Annotated in this window: 16 protein-coding genes; 15 read left to right on the forward strand and 1 reads right to left on the reverse strand. The window is 41.3% G+C overall.

What is annotated here, in order from left to right:
- Nucleotides 1–48 precede the first annotated feature (48 nt).
- The 3 genes from MHI32_RS13900 to MHI32_RS13910 all read left to right on the forward strand — a co-directional run bounded on the left by MHI32_RS13900 (nt 49) and on the right by MHI32_RS13910 (nt 5296).
- On the forward strand, nt 49–1734 hold the full coding sequence (locus tag MHI32_RS13900; RefSeq protein WP_175617374.1) for an extracellular solute-binding protein: 1686 nt from the start codon (nt 49–51) through the stop codon (nt 1732–1734).
- Nucleotides 1735–1905: 171 nt separating this feature from the next.
- Nucleotides 1906–3486, forward strand: a complete 1581-nt coding sequence (locus MHI32_RS13905) for a response regulator (protein ID WP_076185961.1) — start codon at nt 1906–1908, stop codon at nt 3484–3486.
- 16 nt (nt 3487–3502) lie between these two features.
- Nucleotides 3503–5296 (forward strand): sensor histidine kinase, encoded by a 1794-nt coding sequence (locus MHI32_RS13910; protein WP_076185958.1) that lies wholly within the window; start codon nt 3503–3505, stop codon nt 5294–5296.
- A 37-nt stretch (nt 5297–5333) separates the two neighbouring features.
- Here the strand turns inward: MHI32_RS13910 and MHI32_RS13915 are convergent, their stop codons facing one another.
- Complete coding sequence (locus MHI32_RS13915) at nt 5334–5540, reverse strand: DUF1657 domain-containing protein (protein ID WP_036678243.1); 207 nt, start codon at nt 5538–5540, stop codon at nt 5334–5336.
- Between the two features lie 207 nt (nt 5541–5747).
- Between MHI32_RS13915 and MHI32_RS13920 the strand changes: the two genes are divergently transcribed.
- From MHI32_RS13920 to MHI32_RS13975, 12 genes are all read left to right on the forward strand, one after another.
- Entirely contained in the window at nt 5748–6608 is an 861-nt protein-coding gene (locus tag MHI32_RS13920) for a DUF421 domain-containing protein (RefSeq protein WP_076129318.1), read from the forward strand.
- Nucleotides 6609–7467: 859 nt separating this feature from the next.
- Nucleotides 7468–8745: a right-handed parallel beta-helix repeat-containing protein gene (locus MHI32_RS13925; RefSeq protein WP_340012735.1), complete on the forward strand. Its 1278-nt coding sequence runs from the start codon at nt 7468–7470 to the stop codon at nt 8743–8745.
- Nucleotides 8746–8944: 199 nt separating this feature from the next.
- Nucleotides 8945–10387 carry a spore germination protein gene (locus tag MHI32_RS13930; protein WP_340012544.1) on the forward strand — a complete coding sequence of 481 codons (1443 nt, stop codon included), beginning with the start codon at nt 8945–8947 and terminating at the stop codon, nt 10385–10387.
- Nucleotides 10384–11535, forward strand: coding sequence for a Ger(x)C family spore germination protein (locus tag MHI32_RS13935; RefSeq protein WP_076301985.1), 1152 nt, complete (start codon nt 10384–10386; stop codon nt 11533–11535). The genes MHI32_RS13930 and MHI32_RS13935 overlap by 4 nt, the downstream gene beginning before the upstream one ends.
- Before the next feature lie 21 nt (nt 11536–11556).
- The gene (locus MHI32_RS13940) at nt 11557–12645 is read left to right on the forward strand and encodes a GerAB/ArcD/ProY family transporter (protein ID WP_076185951.1); all 1089 of its coding nucleotides are present in this window, start codon (nt 11557–11559) and stop codon (nt 12643–12645) included.
- Nucleotides 12646–12776: 131 nt separating this feature from the next.
- Complete coding sequence (locus tag MHI32_RS13945) at nt 12777–13754, forward strand: MoxR family ATPase (protein WP_076217909.1); 978 nt, start codon at nt 12777–12779, stop codon at nt 13752–13754.
- A 3-nt stretch (nt 13755–13757) separates the two neighbouring features.
- Nucleotides 13758–14846 carry a DUF58 domain-containing protein gene (locus MHI32_RS13950; RefSeq protein ID WP_076129323.1) on the forward strand — a complete coding sequence of 363 codons (1089 nt, stop codon included), beginning with the start codon at nt 13758–13760 and terminating at the stop codon, nt 14844–14846.
- Complete coding sequence (locus MHI32_RS13955) at nt 14843–16171, forward strand: hypothetical protein (RefSeq protein WP_340012545.1); 1329 nt, start codon at nt 14843–14845, stop codon at nt 16169–16171. The genes MHI32_RS13950 and MHI32_RS13955 overlap by 4 nt, the downstream gene beginning before the upstream one ends.
- Before the next feature lie 132 nt (nt 16172–16303).
- Complete coding sequence (locus MHI32_RS13960; protein ID WP_340012546.1) at nt 16304–18901, forward strand: hypothetical protein; 2598 nt, start codon at nt 16304–16306, stop codon at nt 18899–18901.
- Nucleotides 18902–18940: 39 nt separating this feature from the next.
- On the forward strand, nt 18941–19660 hold the full coding sequence (locus MHI32_RS13965; RefSeq protein WP_076129325.1) for an ABC transporter ATP-binding protein: 720 nt from the start codon (nt 18941–18943) through the stop codon (nt 19658–19660).
- Complete coding sequence (locus MHI32_RS13970; RefSeq protein WP_175619944.1) at nt 19650–21038, forward strand: ABC transporter permease; 1389 nt, start codon at nt 19650–19652, stop codon at nt 21036–21038. Before MHI32_RS13965 ends, MHI32_RS13970 begins: the two co-directional genes overlap by 11 nt.
- Before the next feature lie 30 nt (nt 21039–21068).
- Nucleotides 21069–22157, forward strand: coding sequence for an efflux RND transporter periplasmic adaptor subunit (locus tag MHI32_RS13975; RefSeq protein ID WP_076129326.1), 1089 nt, complete (start codon nt 21069–21071; stop codon nt 22155–22157).
- The last annotated feature ends 8 nt before the right edge of the window (nt 22158–22165 follow it).

A 22165-nucleotide genomic window follows, 5' to 3' on the forward strand; every position in this document is an offset into this window, starting at 1 on the left:
GAGCGTATTGCTTTGAACATAGATTACAAATTGAAAGGGGAAAATACATTGAAGACTAAGAGAAAGATGCTTCTCGGTATGATGTCTACCTTGCTATTAACGACTTTGGTGGCGGGTTGTGGTGGCAACAATTCAAGCGCTCCGGCGGCAACTGCTGAACCAGAGAAAGAAGGAGGAACAGCGGTCAACACAGCAACTGAAGCACCTGCGGCTGATTTGTATGAATTAGGGAAAGAACCGCTTGAAGTCTCATTCTACGGAAATTACGGCTGGTATCAAATGCCGAAATGGGGCAAAGATGCTGCTTCTAAATGGATTTTAGATAATCTGAAGATCAATGTCACAGGAATTAGCTCTGGTGGTAATAACGCTCAAAAGCTGCAAACGATGATCGTTGGTAACGAGCTGCCGGATATTGTGTGGACCGAGAAAGGTGCTGACGTAGAACGTCTTCGCCAAGCGGATATGCTAGTTCCTTTGGATGAATATATTGATAAATATCCAAACTTTAAGAAATACTTAACAGCTGGACATTTGGAATTGCTTCGGTCCCCTGATGGGAAGATCTATCAGCTGCCGAATTATTATACAACTCAGCCAAACGGAAATGCCGGTTATGCTATTAATAAAAAGATTTACAAAGAGCTTGGTTCTCCTAAGCTAGAAACGACAGATGATTTGTATGCTTATTTAAATGCTGTTAAGGCGAAGTTCCCTGACGTTATTCCGTTCGAGACGGGTTTAGCGAGAGATGGTAACGGAATTGACCAGTTATTCTCCTCTTTTAAAGAGAGTAATCTGTCGTATACTAGAATATACGCCGTACCTGATGGCGACAAAATGGGTTCGATATACAAGGATGAAGGATTCCGTGAGTCAGTTGTATTTGCTGCTAAATTAATGCGTGAGAAGCTAATGACGCAGGATGCGAATACTCAAACAGAAGATCAAATTAGAGAGAAAGCGATGAATGGCAAGTTTGCTGTTATTGCGACTTTTGATCCAATGAAATTGCTCGCCACTGCTGATGAAGAGATGAAGAAGACGGATCCGGAAGCTGGATATATGTTTATTAAACCGATTTACAAAGCTGGTTTGGATCAAAGTAAGATTACTCCAGGAACGTATAATCAGTTAGGTTGGAACGTTGCTACAATCACTAAAAACGCTAAAAATCCAGAGGCTGTATTCGCTATGCTTGACTGGATGACAGGACCAGAAGGTTCTATGGTTCTTAACTGGGGTCCTCCAGGACCAGAAGGTTATTGGGATGGATTTGAAGCAGATGGACTTACTCCTAAATTTAATAAAGATAAATATCTGAATGAGCCAGAAGCTCTGTCCGAAATTAACGGAAAAGCCGGTGACTTGGTATGGGTAGGTAATACTGTTTTCTTGGATAATACAAAGAAAATGATGTTGCAAACCCTTCCAGCTGACAAGATTGACTTTAGTAACCGTTGGCAGATGGAAGTAACTTGGGCTTCGCAAGGTGACTTTACGGAGTTCCTGAATTGGGATCCGGCTCCAGACAGTGAAGAAGGGATTATCAGACAAAGTGTCAGAGATATCTGGTTAACAGCAAGAGCAAAATCGATGTATGCGAAGACTGATGCAGAAGCATTAGCAATTCTTGATAAAGCACATGAAGATTCTATCAAGGTTGGCTATGAGAAATTCCTTGATTATGTAACAAAAGTATGGACAGAAAATAAGAAAGCTTTAGGTAAATAATAATTTGTAATACGAAGGTTTGCTATTTAGCAAGCCTTCGTTTTTACGTCCCATTTCTTGTACTCATTGTTTTATCAGCTGTTAGGGAAGAGAATGAATGGTATACTGAAAAAGATTGGTTAGTAGAATTCAGCTGGTTGGATTAAAACATTTCAAAGGGGGATTGTGTTGATGTACAACGTATTATTAGTAGACGATGAGATGCTTGATCTTGAAGGCATGAGACAATTCATTCCTTGGAATGAACTGGGTATGCAGGTCGTGGAGGCAGCGAATAACGCGTTTACGGCATGCGATATTTTAGAACAGCATGTTATTGATATTATTGTTAGTGATGTGAATATGCCGAATATGTCGGGTCTAGAGCTGGCTCGGATTGCCATAGAGAAAAAAAACGATATACGTGTGATTTTTGTAAGCGGTTACCAGGATTTCAGCTATGTGAAACAGGCGCTTTCACTAAAAGCATATAGCTATGTCCTTAAGCCAATGGATGACAAGGAACTTATTGCTGCACTACAGAAAGTAAAGCAGGATTTAGATGATGAAAGTAAACGGCGTGACGTTGAAGAAGCTTATCAGCATATGATTCCTATGGCCAAGAATGATTTGTTGATCCGCTTATTTGAAGGGGAATGGGAGGGGGACACTCAAGCTGGAATGTTAAAGCTTATGAAGTCCTACGGTCTGGATAAGCTGGAATGGCCTATACGTGTGGCGGTTTTGGAGCTGGATTATTTCAACTGGTTGCAAGAACAGGATAATCTAACTAAACATCTAATGTCCAAGGACTTTCTGTATGAAGTGAATACTATTGCTCAGAAGCACGGTATGCCACATTGCTATAAGGTATCTTCTTATCGAATCGCGTTGTTGATTAACGAACAGGAGATGGAGAAGTTTATTGAAGAAATTTATGAGTCAATTCGCACAAAATTTCCTGTCACTATGACCGTAGGGGTAGGGAAGCCTACATTTGCTATGGACCAGGTCCACACCTCCTATCGGCAAGCTATGGAAGCCGTTGACGGAAAGATGTTTCTCGGCAAGGGCAAACTAATTATGTATGAAACGGTTAGCAGCGAACCTGGAATGATTGATGCCCGTACGTTGGATGCCCGTATGGATACACTTTTTAAAGCGATGAAAGAATATGAGTTAGTCCTTATTTATGACGAGATCGATAAGCTGTTTAAATCCGTGAGTAGTTTAAGATCTAAATTCACGATTCATAATCTAGCCATGTATATTATATGGAAGCTGGATCAGCAGTTGAAAGAGGTTAGTGAGGATTTATTTGAAATCTTAGGTATGGAGTTACATAGTTTAGATATTTTGCTTCAATTCGATACGATCAGTGATATACGCTCTTGGCTTGTACTCAAAACGTTTGAAATATCCGAGTATCTACGCAGTAAAACAGAGTCAGTGAACAATAAACTGATTAGAGAAATTATGCAAATGATGAAGGATAAGATGAGCGAGAATTTTACGTTAAAGGATATTGCACAGCAGTTCTCTTTCTCACCCAACTATTTGGGATATCTATTTAAAGAGGAAACTGGGAAAACGTTCAGCGAAGTACTCATTCAGCTGCGAATGGAACAAGCCGGCAAGCTTTTGAAAGATCCGAAGTGTAAAATCTATGAAATCGCGAGCCAGGTAGGTTACCGTTATCTTCCTTACTTCAGCAGACAATTCAAAGAAGCCTATGGTATGACACCTATGGAATATCGTAAGCGGGAGAAGTGATGGGGGATGATGTTGCATGAAACAACCAAGAAGTAAACATAAGTATGTGCCGATAGGGTATAAATTAATGCTGACGTATATTTTTTTCATTATTATCCCAGTATCTGTGATAGGTTTTGTCTCTCACTCTATGTACAATGATTCATTACGCGAGCATACAAGTTCGAATATTAAAGGTACGTTGTTGCAAATTCGCGATAATATTGATTATAAAATGGGGGAAGTTACCCGGATATCCACGCAATTATATAGTGATTATGATTTCTATCGGAATCTGCGAAGCTATGAAGAAGGCTGGGAGAATTATGACCGGATGTCTATGAAGGTACTTCCAAAGCTGGACGTAGCTATTCAATCAACGGGTATGAGGATTGGGATGTCGCTATTTTTAAAGAATGAATCCATTCCTGAGATCTATTCGAATTCACTAGAGGGCTATCTGGATAATAGTAGCTTCTATCATCTTTACCATATGAACCGGATTGAAGGGAAATCCTGGTATTATGATTTTCCAACCGAGAAATATGCGGAGACTATGAAATGGTGGCAGATTGAGCGCGATGTAGAAAATAATCGTATCTCGTTGCTACGTAGATTAATAGATACATATGATCCTCTTGTACCTAAGGAGATTGGCTTCCTGCGGATTAATGTAGGCATTCCAGATCTGTTCAATAGTGTGAATTATACGAAGATAGGAAAAGGAAGTATTCTAATTTTAAAAAACGAGTTCGGAAGAACGATGTACCAATCGGGAGAACTACCAGAGCACTATTCCAACGAAGCCGAACTTAATAAGGATTACCTGACGATTAGTGAAACAGTTACAGTTTCTAACCAAGCTTGGCAATTAAACGCGCTAGTTCCAATTACGATTCTTGAACAGGATGCAGTGAAGGTACGACTGTTTATTATTTTGATGTGTCTCATCTGTTGTGTAGTTTTTAGTTTTGTCGGCATATTTATATCCCGATATTTTTCAATTCGGATTAATAAGTTCGTGTACGTGCTGAATGCCTATCGGGAAGGTGATCTTCACAAGCGTATTTCCTATCGAGGCAAGGATGAATTCTCTCAGATTGCAACCGCATTAAATGATATGGGCGAAAATATCGATATGTTGATTAAAGAGGTATATTTGACGCAGCTCCAGAAGAAGGAAGCAGAGCTTGAAATTCTGCAATCACAAATCAATCCTCATTTTCTATATAATACGTTGTCATCTATTATTCAATTAGCCAAGTTTGGTCAAAATGAGAAGCTGCAGCAGATGGTGCTGGAATTAGCGAAGTTTTATCGCCTGACGCTTAATGAAGGACGAACCATGATTCCGGTCCCGACTGAAATTGAGCAGGCAAACGCTTATTTAGAAATTCAGAAAATTAAATACGGTGATCGTCTGGAAGTTATGTTTGATTTTGATACAGAAATCTGGCCTTATGAGACTATAAAACTGATTCTACAACCCTTTATCGAGAACGTGCTGAAGCACGCCTGGTGTGGTGATCACATTCATTTACGCATTGTTGGGCGTAAAGAGGGCAATGATATTCTATTCCGCATCATTGATGATGGAATCGGCATGAGACAGGAACGTATTGATCAAATTTTTGATCCAAAGGGCCACACGAATACAGGTTATGGGGTCCGTAATGTAGATCAGCGGATTAAACTGCAATATGGATCTGAGTACGGCGTAACCATTTTTAGCCGTGTTGGAATTGGCACTTCTGTTCAGATACTAATTCCTGCTAATAAGGGCAAGCGTGGCATTCGTTCGAATGTTGTACATGATGAAAAGGGGTCTTAAAGCTAGTTTTTCTAGCCTAAGACCCCTTTAATTTTAATTAAAATCCTTTATATTGAGGCTCTTCGGACTCCAATTCGGTTACCCGGTTCTCTACTTGAGTTACGATTTGTTGTGTTTGCTCGGCTGCGTTCGTGAACAAGGTTTTTGCACTCTCGTTTTGTGTTTCTAGTGCAAATTGTTCAAGACTGGCTTGAGCACCTTTTAAAGAAGATAAACATGTTTTAACTTGTGAGGCTACTGTCATTGAGTTTCTCTCCTCTGTGTTGGATTATTAGCATGACGAATGCTATTGTCCTCAAATGCTTCTAGCGTTATGCAGGAAAAAAATTCATACTTCTAGTAATAGATGATTTTCCATAAATAAGTAGTGAAATTCCGGATTGAATGCGCCTTTATTGACAAATAATGAGTGTTAGTAAACAAGTTTTGATTCAAAAGGAGGGTAATTGTAATGCCGGAGTGGTTAGAGGTTGTAGTTCGAACGCTCTTTGCTGTGGTTGTACTTTTCTTTTTAACAAAATTACTGGGAAAGAGACAAGTATCGCAGCTCTCGTTCTTCGAGTATATAACGGGGATAACCGTCGGCAGCTTAGCCGCTTACATTTCTTTGGATACGGATAAGTTATGGCATTTAGGGCTCATTGCACTGATTGTATGGGTGGCTTGTTCTTTAGGGATCGAATACCTTCAGATGAAGAGTAAAAAAGCAAGAGACTTTATTGATTTCAAGTCCACCGTACTAATTAAGGACGGAAAAATACTCGAAGATCATATGAAAAAAGAACGTTTAACCACAGATGAACTGCTGGAGGAATTACGCAAAAAAGACGTTTTCAATATATCGGAAGTGGAATTTGCGATTATGGAATCTGATGGAGCCATAAATGTTTTACTCAAGAGTGAATATCAGCCGGTAACCCCTAAGCAATTGGGTATAAAGGTTGCCCCGGAGAAAGAGTCGCAAGTTGTCATTATGGATGGTAAAGTGCTCGACAAACCATTAGACACCCTAAACCTGACGCGAAGCTGGCTGGATGGAGCCCTTGAGAAAATGGGTTTTACGGTTGAGAATGTTTTTCTTGGACAAGTTGATTCTTATGGTGAGCTGACTGTCGATTTGTATGCAGATAACTTTAAAGTCCCACAGCCGCAGGATAAGCCTCAATTATATGCTTTGCTGAAAAAGTGTGAAGCTGATTTAGAGATGTTCAGTTTATCAACAGATAACGAAAAAGCTAAAAAAATGTATGAACAATGTTCGGAGCAATTGCAGGCTTCACTGAAGGTTTTGAAACCGTTAATTCAAAGCTAAGGGTAAAGATAAAGGCACTCTCGAGTAAGATCGAGGGTGTTTTTTATATTAATTTAAATAAATGTAATAATATGGGCATAAAGTAGCTGTACAACTTCGAAATATTAATTATAGTTGAGATTAGGCTGGAGTTATAGATGACACAAGATTGGAGGAATGCCTTCGCTTTTTATTTACATCAGAAAACAAGGAGGAAGATGTTCACGTGAAACTAAAAGGAAGATTTTCATTCGGAATTATGGTTGCGCTTACAACTTCACTGGTTCTAGGTAATTTGGCATGGAGTAACCCTACCGCTCAGGCAGCAAATATCTTCAGTAATGATTTTGAGAATGGAAGTGCCGACAATTGGATGAGTACAACAGGAACTTGGTCTGTAGTTGAAGAAGGTGGCAATCATGTGTATTACCAATCCAGTCAAAACGAAGGACGTTCGTTCTCCGGTAGCAACACGTGGACAGATTACAGCGTTCAAGCTGATGTGAAGATTGATGATTTCAATGGGACTAATCGAACTTATGTGTGCGGGCGCTATGTTGACGGAAATAACTATTATGCTGCATCTCTGTCTAACAGTAATGGTGGGACGCTTGAAATACGAAAAAAAGTGAATGGTTCAAGTTCAACACTGGCTAGTAAAACTGATTTTCCTATAACTACAGGGACTGCCTATACAGTTAGGCTAGAGCTTAGTGGAGATTCGCTTAAAATGTATGTTAATGATGTTTTACAGCTAAATGCACACGATAACATTTTGACAGCAGGAGGTATAGGACTTGTAGCTTATAAGACAGCAGCGAAGTTCGACAATATCAATGTCTCCGATATCACCACGGGCACTCCGACACCAACGCCTACTATAGCTCCAACAATTGCACCAACGGTAGCTCCTACGGCTACTCCAACAGCAAGCGCAACCCCCACTGCGACAGTAGCTCCAACCGTCACACCAACAGCAACACCAGTTGCAGGCTCTATTTATGTAGCTCCAAATGGTCTGGACAGCAACGCAGGAACAATTGGTAGTCCAACCACACTGGCCTCAGCGATTACGAAGGTAGCCCCCGGGGAAACCATCTATATGCGTGGAGGGGTTTACACGTATTCTTCAACAATAATTGTTGGACAAGATAATAGCGGAAGCTCTAACTTACGAAAGAACATCACTGCATATGGGACTGAGAAGCCTATATTGGATTTTTACGCTCAGCCATTTGACCCAGCTCAACGTGGTTTGCAGATATACGGTAACTACTGGAAGGTAAAAGGATTAGAGATAAGAGGCTCAGGAGACAATGGGATCTTTATTGGCGGGAACTATAACATTATTGAGAATGTTGAAACCCACCATAATCGGGATTCGGGACTGCAAATCAGCCGTTATGCTTCATCACTGACCAGCATGAGTCAATGGCCGAGCTATAATCAGATCATTGGAGTGTATTCTCATGATAATTATGATCCGGATAACGGGGAAGACGCTGATGGTTTTGCTGCTAAGCTGACCATAGGTCCTGGTAACGTATTCGATAAATGTATAGCTGCATGGAATACAGATGACGGCTGGGATCTTTACAGTAAATCAGAAACAGGCCCCATCGGAGTGGTGACGATCAAGAATAGTATCTCCTATAAGAACGGACAGACCTCAGATGGAAATTCAACGGCAAACAGTGATGGGAATGGATTCAAACTAGGTGGTGAAAAAATTGCAGTAAACCACATTGTGCTGAATAGCATAGCGTTTCAAAATAAAAAACACGGATTCACTTACAATAGTAATCCAGGTTCCATTCAGTTAACAAATAATACTTCTTGGAGTAACGGACAGAGTAACTTTGCTTTTGATGCCGGTACTCACCAATTTACGAACAACTTGTCTTTTGCTGGAGGATCGAGTGACAAAACAAGTGGAACCGATATTCTAAGTACTAATGTGTGGTGGAAAAGTAATGCAAGTACCAATGCCAAGGGTTTGGTGGCCAGTGCCGCTGATTTTGTAAGTCTTACACCTTCAGTGGTGCGAAATGCAGATGGTTCTTTTAGTCTGGGCAGTTTCCTCAAATTAACTGGGGGTAGCGATCTAATCGGAACTGGAACACCTAGCGGAACTAATATTGGTGCAACTTTTCCGTGATTTGAAAGCTAGGGGTATGAGCTCCTTATTTAATTGACTCTGTAGGATTAGATAGGTCATTTTATTCGATATTTTGATGGGCATGAGTCCGGTACTATACCGGATTTGTGCCTATTTGGTTTGTTTTAAGTATAAACCTTCCATCACGTTGGCAAACTAAGCCAGATTAACAAGTCACAATTTTGGAGGTAGTCTGCAGATGTCTGGAATTATTGAAACAATAAAAGAACAACTGGAAGGATCTAGTGATGCAGTTTTTCAAAACATTCGCCTTCATGGGCATTCCTGTGACTTGATCTATATCCCATTCATCGTAAATTCCCTGAGTCTTCATAAAGATATTGCATTGCCGCTAAAAAATGAAGCAAATTCAGAGCACAAATGGCCGGATTTTTTAGAACGACTGGATCGAGGAGCTGTTTTTCCCATCCCGTATCTTAAGGAGTTTGACATAAACAAGGCTGTGGATTTGATTGTCGCTGGAAAAGTAGTGCTTTATTTTGAAGAGCTTCCTTATGTTTATTATTTTGAGATCACGCAATATCAGAAAAGATCGGTTACGGAATCACAAAATGAACTTGTGGTGATTGGACCACAAGAAGCATTTATTGAAGATATTGAAACAAATCTGTCCCTGCTCCGACACAAAATTAAACATCCGGATCTAAAGACTATTCATTATACGATTGGTAAATATACAAAAACTGATGTGTATGTTGTATATATTGAAGGACTTTATAAAAAAGAAGTTCTTACTGAAATTGAAAAGCAACTAAATGAAATAGATATTGATGGCATATTGGGCATTAGTTATATATCGGAACAATTACGGAAGGGGAACTTGACACCATTTCCGGTATTTCAATATACAGAACGTCCCGACTCGGTGGCAGCTTCTTTAATGGAAGGCCGGATCGGAATATTACAGGATGGCACACCCACTGCAATGATTGCACCTACCTCTTTTTTTACAATGCTACAATCCTCTGAGGATTATTATCAAAGCTTCTATGCCGCAAGCTGGATTCGAATGGTTCGATTTGTGTTCTCCATCCTATCGATGATTCTTCCATCGCTTTATGTTGCGATTACAACCTTTCATCCTCAGATCATTCCCTCAAACCTGTTAATTACGATAGCATCTGCCAGAGAGAACATTCCTTTCTCAGCATTGACTGAGGCTTTGATTATGGAGCTTACCTTCGAAGCCCTTAGAGAAGCTGGAACCCGAATACCAAAGCCTGTGGGCCAGACCGTTTCTATTATTGGGGGTATAGTCATCGGTCAGGCTGCGGTACAAGCGGGAATTGTATCCGCTCCAATGGTTATTGTTGTTTCCATTACCGGAATTGCCACCTACATTATTCCCCATTATGAGCTCGGTCTGACTTTTCGCTTACTTCGTTTCCCTTTATTGATTATGGGGGGAACAATGGGATTGCTCGGGGTATATATTACAGCTTTTTTGATTTACGGACATTTAGCTAATCTTAGACCGTTAGGCTCACCGTATTTACAACCCGTTGCCCCTTTGGTGTTAGAAGATTGGAAGGACACATTATCTCGCTTTCCCTCTAACTATATGAAGAAACGCAGCAAACTTTATAGCAACAGGAATCTAAGGAGACAGAATCAAAAATGAGAACTCTAAAGATAGGAGTTGTTATACTTCTACTCCTAAATTTAACAGGCTGTTGGTCTTCAAAGGTGGAACTGGACGAATTAACCTTTGTGTACGGCTTATTTATAGATGTAGGCAAAGAAGCAGGCACCGTTGAAATTACGATTAACTCTCCTTTGCCCAATCGTCTCAACTCGGGAAGCCAGCCCTCAAGTGGTGGCGGTGATGGGAATAGTTATTCTACAGTTTCTAAGACCGCAGATACGATCGCAGACGCCATGTTACTAGTTCAGAAAGATCTGACACGTCAACTTAGTCTTTCCCAATTGAAAATAATTGTCTTAGGGAAAGCTTATGCAGAACAAGGGATTGGTGAACTCCTATTATGGATTAGAAGAGAGCCAAGTCTCCCCCTTGGAACCTATGTCATGGCTAGTCCCGGCAGTGCAAAAGAGATGAATACATTAACACCTATCTATGAACAATTGCCTTCTGATGTACTGAGGAGCTTTGGAACAGAAAAATACATGTTTTCGACTACAATTAAGGACTGCATATTCGCTGAGGCTTCGGGCGTTGGATTTGCTATAAATAATCTTTCATTTGGCAAAAAAGAAGAAACTACAAAAGAAGGCAAACCACAATATTGGGCAGGCATTCAAGGAGCTATGTTGTTTCAGAATGAGAAAATGAAGGGAATACTAAAGCTTAAAGAGGGGAGGGCATTGGCATGGGCCGCAGGCAAGCTTAAGCTGTCGGTTTATTCTGTTACCTGGGATGGTGGAGAAAGTGCAGCAAGTGTTGTATTTGTTAGCACCAAATCTTCGAAAAAAGTAAAAATAACGGATAAGGGTCCAGTTTTTACAGTGAAATTAAAGGGAAAAGCTAGTGTGATTTATTTAAGGGATCCTAAGAAAAGAAATCTAGAGGAGATCAGTAATATCATTACAGAGAAACTAAGCGATAAAGTAACTGCTAATCTGACCGAAGCTATACGTTTATCCCAGCAAGCAGGTGCGGATGTTCTACAGCTCGGCATGTTGCTGGAATGGAATGATCCGAAACTTTGGAAGCAATTAAGAGAACGTTGGGATAATTACTACGCTCATGAGGCAGATATTAAGGTGAAGACGGACTTTCGGATTGTGGATTTTGGGACAGCAAAATAAAGAACTGAGGAAGGAGAAGTTATGCGTACAACAAAGTGGCAGCTGTTCCGGTTTATCACCATTTTTTTTAGCTCACAAACCACCATTTTTTTGATACCAGCTATTATTGCTACTTCCTCTTATCAAGGCTGGATTGCATTAATCGTTGGCTCCTTATTAGGATTGATATTATTGTGGTTTACAATCTATGTTGGTAAGCTGCGACCTAATCAAGCTTGGGTTCACTTTGGAAAAGAGATCATTGGCAAATGGCCACATAAATTTATGATTCTGCTCCTACTATGCTGGTGTGTTTATTATGTTTCTTTCGATATAGAGAATTTCGTACTATTTTTCGGCTCGAATTATTTAAGAGGAACTCCACCTCTATTTATCCAGTGTGTCGTTGGTCTCGTAATCATGTACACGGCAAGTCTAGGATTTGCAACAATTACATATATGGCCGATGGATTATTTATTATTTTCTTTATTACCGTGATCATATTATTTAATTTATTCCTTCCAAACGCGGACTTTAATATGGTACCTGCTTTCTTTCATTATCATGATCCTGGAATCGCCCTGAAAGATTCTATTGTGGTCATGTCATGGTTTGGAGAATGGATTGTGCTTTTGTTCATTGCACCTGATTTAAAAATTGAAGCGAAAATGATGAAAAGATTAGTATTTGCGCAGTTCTATGTTTCAATTACGGTCTTAATAGGATGGTTATTGACAATGATGAGTTTTGGTCCACATTTAGGCCAGCAACTCCAATATCCTTTTCTTGAGATGGTGCGTAGTTCAAAAGAAGATAATTTATTAGGTAATACTGACCCGCTTTTGATTGGAATATGGTCGTCTTCGATGTTTATTCACAGCGCTTTCCTTATCTATGTAGCTTCAAAATGTGTAGCAAGTTTGTTTAATACTAATAGTAAAAAATTTTACGTTCCCCTTTTAACACTGGCTTCAGTGACAATAGCATACTTATATTCACGCGACGTCGGCAGATATTACGAACACTACAAAAGCTTTGCCATTGTGATCATTTGGCTAATCGTTGAAAGCATACCCATCTATTATGGGATTGTAGCCTTTTTTCGATATCGGCATAAGACTGCGAAATGAAAATCGAATGGAAGACGGGTGCTGTCTAATTACGGACAGTGCTTTTTTTGTGAATTATAAATCGGGTACGCTTTCTGTTATGATTAAAGCACTTATTACATAATTATCCTCAGATTGGATGGTGTATTCACATGAATCTTCAAGAAGTAACTGAACTTATCAAATCTATTAGGGCCAATCTTGCCAAAGTCATTGTAGGAAAAGAGGAGGGAGTAGACCTGCTGCTGACCGCATTACTTGCGAATGGACATGTCTTGCTGGAAGATGTACCTGGTACGGGTAAAACCTTGCTGGCAAAGGTTCTTGCCAAATCATTGGATTGTTCATTTAAGCGCATACAATTTACGCCGGATTTATTGCCTTCCGATTTAAGCGGGATCAACTATTACAATCAGAAGACGGGAGAGTTTCAGTTCAGACCAGGTCCGGTATTTGCTAATATACTGCTGGCTGACGAAATTAATCGTGCAACACCTAGAACCCAATCCAGCCTACTGGAGTGTATGGAGGAACGGCAAATTACTATCGATGGGGTAACGCACGGATTAGAAGCACCGTTTCTTGTCATTGCTACTCAGAATCCGATAGACAACCAAGGGACCTTCCCACTGCCTGAGGCTCAATTAGATCGATTTTTGATGCGGATTACTACGGGTTATCCTACCTTTGATGAAGGGATACATATTTTGCAGCGTTTTCGTGAGAATAATCCGCTCGAAGAGTCTTTTCCTGTAGCAACGGCACAAGATATTCAAGCCGCACAGCGTTTAGCCGCATCGGTAAGTATCAGTGATGATTTATTAGGTTATATCGTACGGATAACGGAAGCTACACGCAAATCTACGGCAGTAAAACTGGGTGCGAGTCCACGTGCCAGTGGCGCGTTGCTTAGATCAGCTCAGGGATATGCACTTATTCAAGGCAGATCCTATGTAACACCGGATGATATCAAAGCCGTGGCTGTTTCCGTGCTTGCACATCGTCTGCTGCTTCATCGGGGATTAGGCTCAAGAGAGGGACAAGCCGCGGATATTGTATTGCAAGTGCTTCGTGAAGTTGAGGTGCCTGCTGAACCCGTGACGTCCTTAAGAGGCGGAAAGGTGGAATGACCTATGGCTTTGCCTTGGTTCATTTTCATTACAGTGGCGTTGGTGTTACTTCTTGCTGACATTTATAAACGGAATGGTCTGAAAGCGCTTAGTTATTCTCGTTATTTTTCAAGTAAGACTGCTTATGAAGGAGAACGTATTGAGATGATCGAGGAGATCATTAATGCGAAGCTTCTTCCTTTGCCGTGGCTCCGATTGGAGTCTAGTATTGCGAGAGGTCTGGAATTTGGAAGTCAGGATAATCTTGGGATTAGTACAGGAGAAATCTCTCAGAATCATATTAGTTTATTCTATTTAAAATCTTATCGTCATATTAAAAGACGGCATCAAGTGACATGTGAGCGTCGTGGTTTATATCGTTTAGAATCCGTGACTATGACAACGGGAGATCCATTTGGTTTGACTCGAAAAAACAAAACATATCCACTCGAGTTAGAGTTGTTGATCTATCCCGTTCTGCTGAATCTAGACGAGCTTCCATTGCCCATTCATAGCTGGCTGGGTGAGCTTCCTGTGAAAAGATGGATCGTTGAAGACCCTTTTCTGACTGCTGGCATTCGTGAATATAGCTCAGGAGATTCTATGGGATTGGTAAACTGGAAGGCTACAGCACGTACTGGTGTTATGCAGGTTCATAAAAAAGATTACACGGCTGATTCCCGGCTCGTCATCTGTCTGAATATAGAGGACAGTGATTCCATGTGGAGAACGGTGACTGATGTGGAACGAATCGAGCAAGGAATAAGATATGCAGCGACTATAGCTGAATACGCAATGCAGCATGGAATTGAGACCGGATTAATCTGTAATGGCAGATTGGACGATGCTGGCGAAAGAGATCCAATTGAAGCAGAGCCGATGGCTCAGCTCGAAGATATGTTAGAGCTCCTGGCAAGGCTGAAGCTGGATAGAACACTTCCTATGAGTCGACTATTGGAATTGCAGGTTGAGAGTGGAATTAGTGACACAGACTTTCTAATCATAAGCTGCCATAGGGGAGCAGAATTGCAAAAGGCGACGGATCTCCTAATGCAGCAAGGCAATGGTGTGGAATGGCTGGATATTCCGGAACAAGGGAGAGAGAGCGCATGAAGCTTACGTTGTCTGGCTATGTAAGGGAAACAGTGAAACTCTGGTTGTGGTCTATTATTGAATTGTTGCTATTTCTACCGGTTTGGGTTCTATTTCAGATTTATTTGTTGCCCCAACAAGATGAACAAATATGGTTGATTGCGCTGCCTATACTAGCTTTAGCAGGCATTCTTTTGCGCAATTTTTGCAATGTAAGATGGAAGCAATTACTTGCCGCCTTAATCCTCGGGGCATTATTAGGTGTGGCTTCAGGGAGTTTATCCATCGAAAGCCTTCCCTTAGGTGTAGCTGGAATTATATGTACATTCTTAGGGATGACGGTAGACTCTAGAAATAATAGATTCAGAATGTTTTGGATAGGTATAATAATCTATTTTGTGGCAACTATAGCGTTTCATAGAGTTCCTGAATTGGAGCCAAGTGTGCCGTTATTGACCTGGTGTGGCAGTCTGTATTTAATACTGACTTTACTTATTTCTAATAGCAGCTATATACGATACAGCGCACTTACTGAAGAGAATGAAACGCTGCCCAAAGGGATACAACGGAATAATCGTATATATGTCATTGTAATTGGAGTTATTGCAGCTGTACTAGCGGCAGGTGTCGGTAAAGCTATAGGATCATTGGTATGGAGACTCTTACGCTCATTTTTCAATTTTATTAATCAGTTATTTTCTGGCACAAAAGAACCAGAGCCTCCGCCAGCAGAATTGCCGCCAGCAACTCCGATGTTACCACCAGTTGGCGAGCAAAAGCGTGGCTGGCTAGCTATTATACTAGAATACGGGTTTTATATTTTGGCGGCGGTATTATTGGGATTTGTAGCCTATTATGCACTTCGCTGGTTGTACAGAAATGCTGGAGAAAAGTGGCGGAAAGTCATAGATGCATTGTTATCGATGTTACGTAGGGAACATACCCCTAAGAATAATACAGCATATCTTGACGAGGAGAAAAGCGTCTTTACTTGGGAACAAACCGTTCGAGGGTTAAAAAATTTCTGGAGCTCTCGTCTTCCTTCAAAACATCGTAAGGATCGCTGGGATCAGATGAATGGCGAGCAGGAACGTGTCCGTTGGCTTTATCGGCGGTGGCTTAATATAAAGCGCGATAACGGTTATGAAATGAAAAGTTATCTTACGCCGCAGGAAACAAAAAGGGATGTTTTGCTATGGGGAGATCGTAGCAAGCATAAACGTAAGGGTGATGATGATTCTTTAGCAGCAGATCAATTGATTGAAATATATGAAAAAGTTAGATACGGAGAAGACGAGCCTGCTGCTTCTGATATTGCAGCTTTGAAAAATCAACTGAAATTATAGAATCATTTTCAGAATATATGCAAATTGGAACAAATAGGTTACAAAAGACCTGTAAGAGTTACAACATGGATACAATTGGATCTGTGCTAACCACTATAATAATTCTAGTAAAATACTCGTGGAGGGAAGTCAATGAGAAAGCATAGCAGTACATATGTTGTTTTACTCTTAAGCACCTTTGTCATAAGCCAGTTGACAGGGCATACCGCTTCGGCTGCTGCAGTTAGTTCTGTTCAGCCAAAATCGGCGGTAGCTGCTGCAACTGTAACAGCTCCTAGTAATCTGGGTTCCGTTTCTTTAGGAGCTAATATCAAAGCTACACTGGAAGATGTGAATATTTGGTCACAGCCTGGAGGCAATATTTTAACTTATACAATTAACTATTCGAATGGAAGCAGCAAAAGTGCTAGCCTACTGTATTATTTTTCGAGAGTTATGACCTCTGGCGGCTCTGTTATTCCAGGGAATCCACTAAGTGCGGACGCTACTAAGAAAAAAGTGGGTTCTAACGAAAGCTTGCGCGTTACATATTATGTTAATGTCGGCCAGGTAAATTCGTTAAAAGGTATCAAGATTCCAATGTACGTTTGGGATTCCAAAACCAAGGGGTATCTCAAGCAAGTAGGAACTTTTAATATACCCGCCAACTATTCGCCAACCGCTGTAAACGGAAAAAATGTAAGCACTACAATGAATGACATTCCGGTTATTGCTAAAAGTGAATCCTTGGAGCTCTACAAATACAGCGGAAAGGTTTATGCCAAGGTGGGCATAAGCTTGACCAATAAAGGCAGCAAAGTATTAAGTGATCCTGGTTACGCAGCATATTTGGTCTCGGCAGGGGGAAGCTCGTATGAATTAGCCCTTGACCGTTCTCAGCTTAGTTATAAAATTCAGCCCCAAGAGAAAAAAACCATTTATTATCTTACAGAAATTCCTTCGTATATGAAGACGGAGAATATGAAACTGCAATTCACCCAAAAGGATGAGGCGCTGAAGCTGGAGATTGCCAAATCCTCGTACAAGCTGCCTGCGGCTACTACACCAAATCTGGTAGTTGGCAAAGGTGTAATCAAGAAAATTACCATCAATAACAATACGGTTGAAACCCAATTAAATAACGCAACCGTATACGCAGAGAACAATAAGGGATTCTGGACTTTTCAGCTGCGAGTGAAGAATACAGGAAAGACAGCCGTTACGTTACCTTCTTATGAGCTTGCTGTCAAATCCTCAACGGGGACAACCTTTCCGATCAATTCTAAGGGCTTGAGCGGATTAACCATAAAACCGCTGGAGGAAAAAATCATCCCGCTTACCGCACAGGTACCCCTTGAGGTAGAACAGAATTCACTGCAATTGCAGATGATTGAGGCTGTTTCTGCTCCAGATAATAGTGAAACGGGAACTACTGGAGAAGGTGCAGCAACTGGAAGCACTGGTGGAACCAATGTCGCTACGAGTAACACAGCTAAACTAACGGTTCCGGTTGCTTACTTTACGATCTCCTATACCTTGCGTCCTGAGATACAGAAAGGTATGGAATATAGAGCAACAAATGAATATGGGACGTTTACTTATAGTTTAGTTTCCTTGCAGCGTTTTCCATGGAAAGACGATGATATCGTTGTTGCCAGATTAAATATTACGAATACCCAATCGGTTGCCTTGTCTCTGCCGGAATTAAAGGGAGCTGTTCAGGTAGACAATGAGGACATGTCATCTTCAACGGAATTGTTTATGGATAAGGAAACTTCAACGATTGGGCCCGGTAAAAACGCTGAAATCTATGTGTTTGCCAAAATTCCTTATACACAAGAGTTCGATAAATTAAAATTAAATCTTTATTCTATGGTAAAAGAAGAGAAAAGCTCGTTCCTGTCAGTTACTACGAACAGCATGATGAACGCTGTAGCTTCTATTGAAACTGGAGGAAGTTATGTTATCTCTGGTAAAGGCAAGAACGCAAAAGTGCAAGAGAACAAAACCATTATTTATGAAGGACTTAACTCCAATCTCGTATACACAGAGCTGCTTCTGAGCAGTGAAGAGAAAAGACAAAGCAAAATGGCTCGCCTCCAAGCTTATTACAAAACGGGAGATGGTCAGCTATTCGAAGCTACAGCCAATCAGCCGGATACGTCTGCTACTCCAGGCGGTAAGCAATTAATCACCTTCTGGGCGAAGGTTCCCAAGGCTGTTAATGCTTCTGATGTAAGTCTGTTCCTTGGGCCAGGGATTACTGGGAATAAACTGACGGAACCCGGTCAGGAATCCACTGGATTTATTAATATGGCTTCACTGTCATTAAATCCGGTCATCACACCACCAGAGAAGAACTTGACGAGGGTGGCTATTTATCCGTATACCATGTCCGTTCTAAGTTCGGAAGGGCGCTCACTACAAGGCAGTGACTCTATAAATATAGTTATGAATTACAATCTTCTTCGTGACAGCAGCTATGATATGGGAACCTTCACGCATAAGCTGGTCCTCAAAATGACGGATCCATATGGTCTATCTCAGGAACGAAGCTTGAACATTGGCACCGATATTCTTGAAGGGACCAACAACTCGTATACAGCAAGCTTTAGCAATAATATGTATAAGAATTTGTCAGGAGGAACCTACCGGATCACGCTGTACGATGAATTCCAAGGCGAACGGATCGAGTTGGCTAGTCAAGCTTATAACATCAAGATTGATAGAGCAGTTGTAACTGAGAAATAGCATTTCATATCTATTATTGTACGAAGAGGAGCAGCTCCAATGTTGCGAGTGGAAAATGTAACGCATTCTTATAAAAACGGTAATGAAACTACAGCAGTGCTTCATCAAATTGACTTTTCTGTGAAAGAGGGGGAGATGGTAGCACTGCTGGGGAGCTCGGGTTCCGGTAAGTCAACGATGCTCAATCTGATGGCAGGACTAATGAAACCTACGGAAGGCCATATTTATATTGCCGATCAAGATATCGTGAAGATGAGTGAGAATAAGCTATCGGAATTTCGCAGAAAAAATATCGGGTTTATCTTTCAAGCTTATGAGCTGATTACTAGCATGACAGTCCGTGAAAATGTAGAGCTGCCGCTGGTTTTTCAATCCGTTGCACCCTCTATACGTAAACAAAAAGCTTTAGAATTGTTGGAAGGAGTCGGCATTCCTGATAAAGCCGACTTGTTCCCTTCCCAGCTGTCTGGCGGACAGCAGCAGCGTGTTAGTATTGCACGCTCCTTGATTACGGAACCATCTGTTATCTTTGCAGATGAACCAACCGGAAACCTAGATTCGAAGACAGAAGAAGAAATTATCAATATCCTGCTTAACCTGAACAAGAAGATGAAGACCACCTTCATAGTTGTAACTCACGAGCTAAAAGTCGCGGAGCAAATGCAGCGGATATTCACGCTTCGGGACGGATATATGATTACTGAAAACCAAACTTCTTCGAATACTGAACTCGAAGGGGGTATACTCATTGAGGATTAGTGATATTTCCCGCTTGGCTTGGGAACAGGTCAAACGGCGGAAAGTTGTCACAGGTCTTTGTATGGCTGGCATATCCATTGGATGTGCTGCAATCATAGTTGCATTAAGTATAGGAGACTCCGCACAGAGCTACACGGAGCGGGAAATCAACCGCAATTTCAAAATGGATGAAATTACGGTGTCTCCCAACGGAGGTATACCCTCCCAAGGAGGAGGCAACGGTGGCAGCGGATCGTCTGCGGCCAATGAAAAGCTTGATCCCGGCAGGCTGACAGCACAAAAGCTGGAGATTATTAAAGGCTTGCGGCATGTAACTGCAGCAGCTCCCTTTCAAGAGCTAGGGTACATACAGATGTTGACTATCGATAATAAAATAACAGATGTACAGCTTATTGGAACGGATCTACGCTTGTTAACGAAATATGATAAGAAATTCAAACAAGGCGGAGCTTCTGATTTGGTAGGAATGGCTGTACTGAACTATGGTGCAACCGTTGGACTGATTGATAACGAAACTCGGCAGCGTCTTTTTGAACAACTGAGTACAGATCCATATAACAATAAGTTGATGGAACAGTACAACAGCTTAAGCATGCTTCCAACAGATATGTACAAGCAGCAGGTTCAATTACAGTCTTTTGATCCCGCCTCTCAAACTGGAGGGATGTTGGTTAGCTCACCGATTCAAGTGGTGGGAATCCTCGACAACCCGAGTGGAACGAACGAGAACATGGCTATGTACGACAAGAAGATCTATGTGTCACTAGAGACTGGCGAGCGGCTTGTAGAACAAATGAAGCTATCGAGTGGAACCGCTGGGCAAAAGGGTGTCTATAACTCAGCGATTGTAAAGGTAGACAGCACTGAGAATATCGTGGAACTGGAGAAGCTTATTCAGAAACTTACTCTAACAACAAGCACGAATTTGTATCAAAAAGAGGCACTCGCTGATACCTTCAGCATGGTCAAGAAAGCAGCTCTCGGTATAGGTGTATTTATTCTGATTATTGCTTCGATCTCCATTATCGTTGCGATGACTATGTCCACTCATCAACGACGACGGCAGATCGGTATTATGAAAGTGTTGGGCGCCAATATGGGCCAGATCCGCAATATGTTCATTACAGAAGCGGCATTGCTCGGGATGTTGGGCGGATTGCTCGGCATAGCCTTTTCATACTTGATTGTATTAGGAATTAATAAGCTCATCGGTAACTCTTCAGGAATGGGTGGAGGCGAGCCTTTGGTGATTTATATTCCTCTGATGACTCTTCCGGTAGGGATCGCATTTGCGGTAATGACAGGGGTATTATCGGGTATTTATCCGGCGATCAGTGCATCCAGAACGAATGCACTCACGGCGATTAAACGGGATTAGCTATTTTTAAGTTGAAAGGAAGCCAAAGTGATGAAGAGGAGAATCAAGTGGATTGTATTGGTACTGATTATAATTGCAGCAGGTTATTTTCTATATAGTAAGATGTATAAGCCTGAAGCGCAGTTAGAGCCTGTTGAACCCCCACAAGCCATAACTTTTGAGGTCACACAGGAGACCATTACCAATTCCATACAGGTTAAAGGTAATTCTAATTATGAGAAAGAAACGCTTGTTTATGCTCCATATGCTTCAAAGGTGACAAAGTGGAAGGTTGAGAACGGTGGACAGGTCAAAAAAGGTGATTTACTGTTTACTCTCGATCAGGAAGCCTTGAAGAATGAGATTGCTACACAAGAGGCGACCATCCGTAAAGCAAAGCTGGAAGCAGAGCTGAATGCATTTGTGAGCCAGCAAGACGAGGAGAATGCAGCCCTTGGTGCGACTGAAGCAGAACGCATTAAAGCACTCACAGCCCAAGAAGCAACACGGCTAGGGGACGAGCTTAATCAGGTCAATGCCGAAATACAGGCACGCGAACTAACAGAGAAAAAAGCCAAACTCAAAACAGCACTTTATTATGCTCCGGCAACCGGCATTTTCTTATTTGACAGTGCAAGCGAAATTCCGCAAACAGTGACAGATAATCAATATATCGGAAAAATAGTAGATATGAACAAGCTAGAATTCATTGCTCTTGTAGGTGAACAAGACGTCTTCCGTATAAAGACAGGCATGAAGGTCGACGTAAAAATGACAGCTATAAAAGATTTGAAGTTATCTGGAGAAGTTACGAAGGTAGCGAAATTTGCAAAGACAGCTTCAGGGCAGAATGCTACTGCCAGTTCGGTTCCTCAATTCGAAGTGGTTATCACGCTGCAGCCTGACGAGCATTTGATCGGTGGCTTAAGCTTAAACGGAGAAATTGAAACAGTTCGCAAAGAAAATGCCACCGTTGTATCCAGCATAGCTGTAATGCATGAAGGAGACCTCTCCTACGTTATGCTGGATAAAGGGGACGGGCAATATGAACGAAAAGATATCGAAGTGGGTCTGGAAACTACGGACAAAACAGAGGTTCTCTCTGGGTTGAAGGTTGGAGATGTTGTTGTTCTTCAGTAAAAATGACT

This window comes from Paenibacillus sp. FSL H7-0690 (assembly GCF_037980415.1).
Classification (GTDB): Bacteria; Bacillota; Bacilli; order Paenibacillales; family Paenibacillaceae; genus Paenibacillus_AQ; species Paenibacillus_AQ odorifer.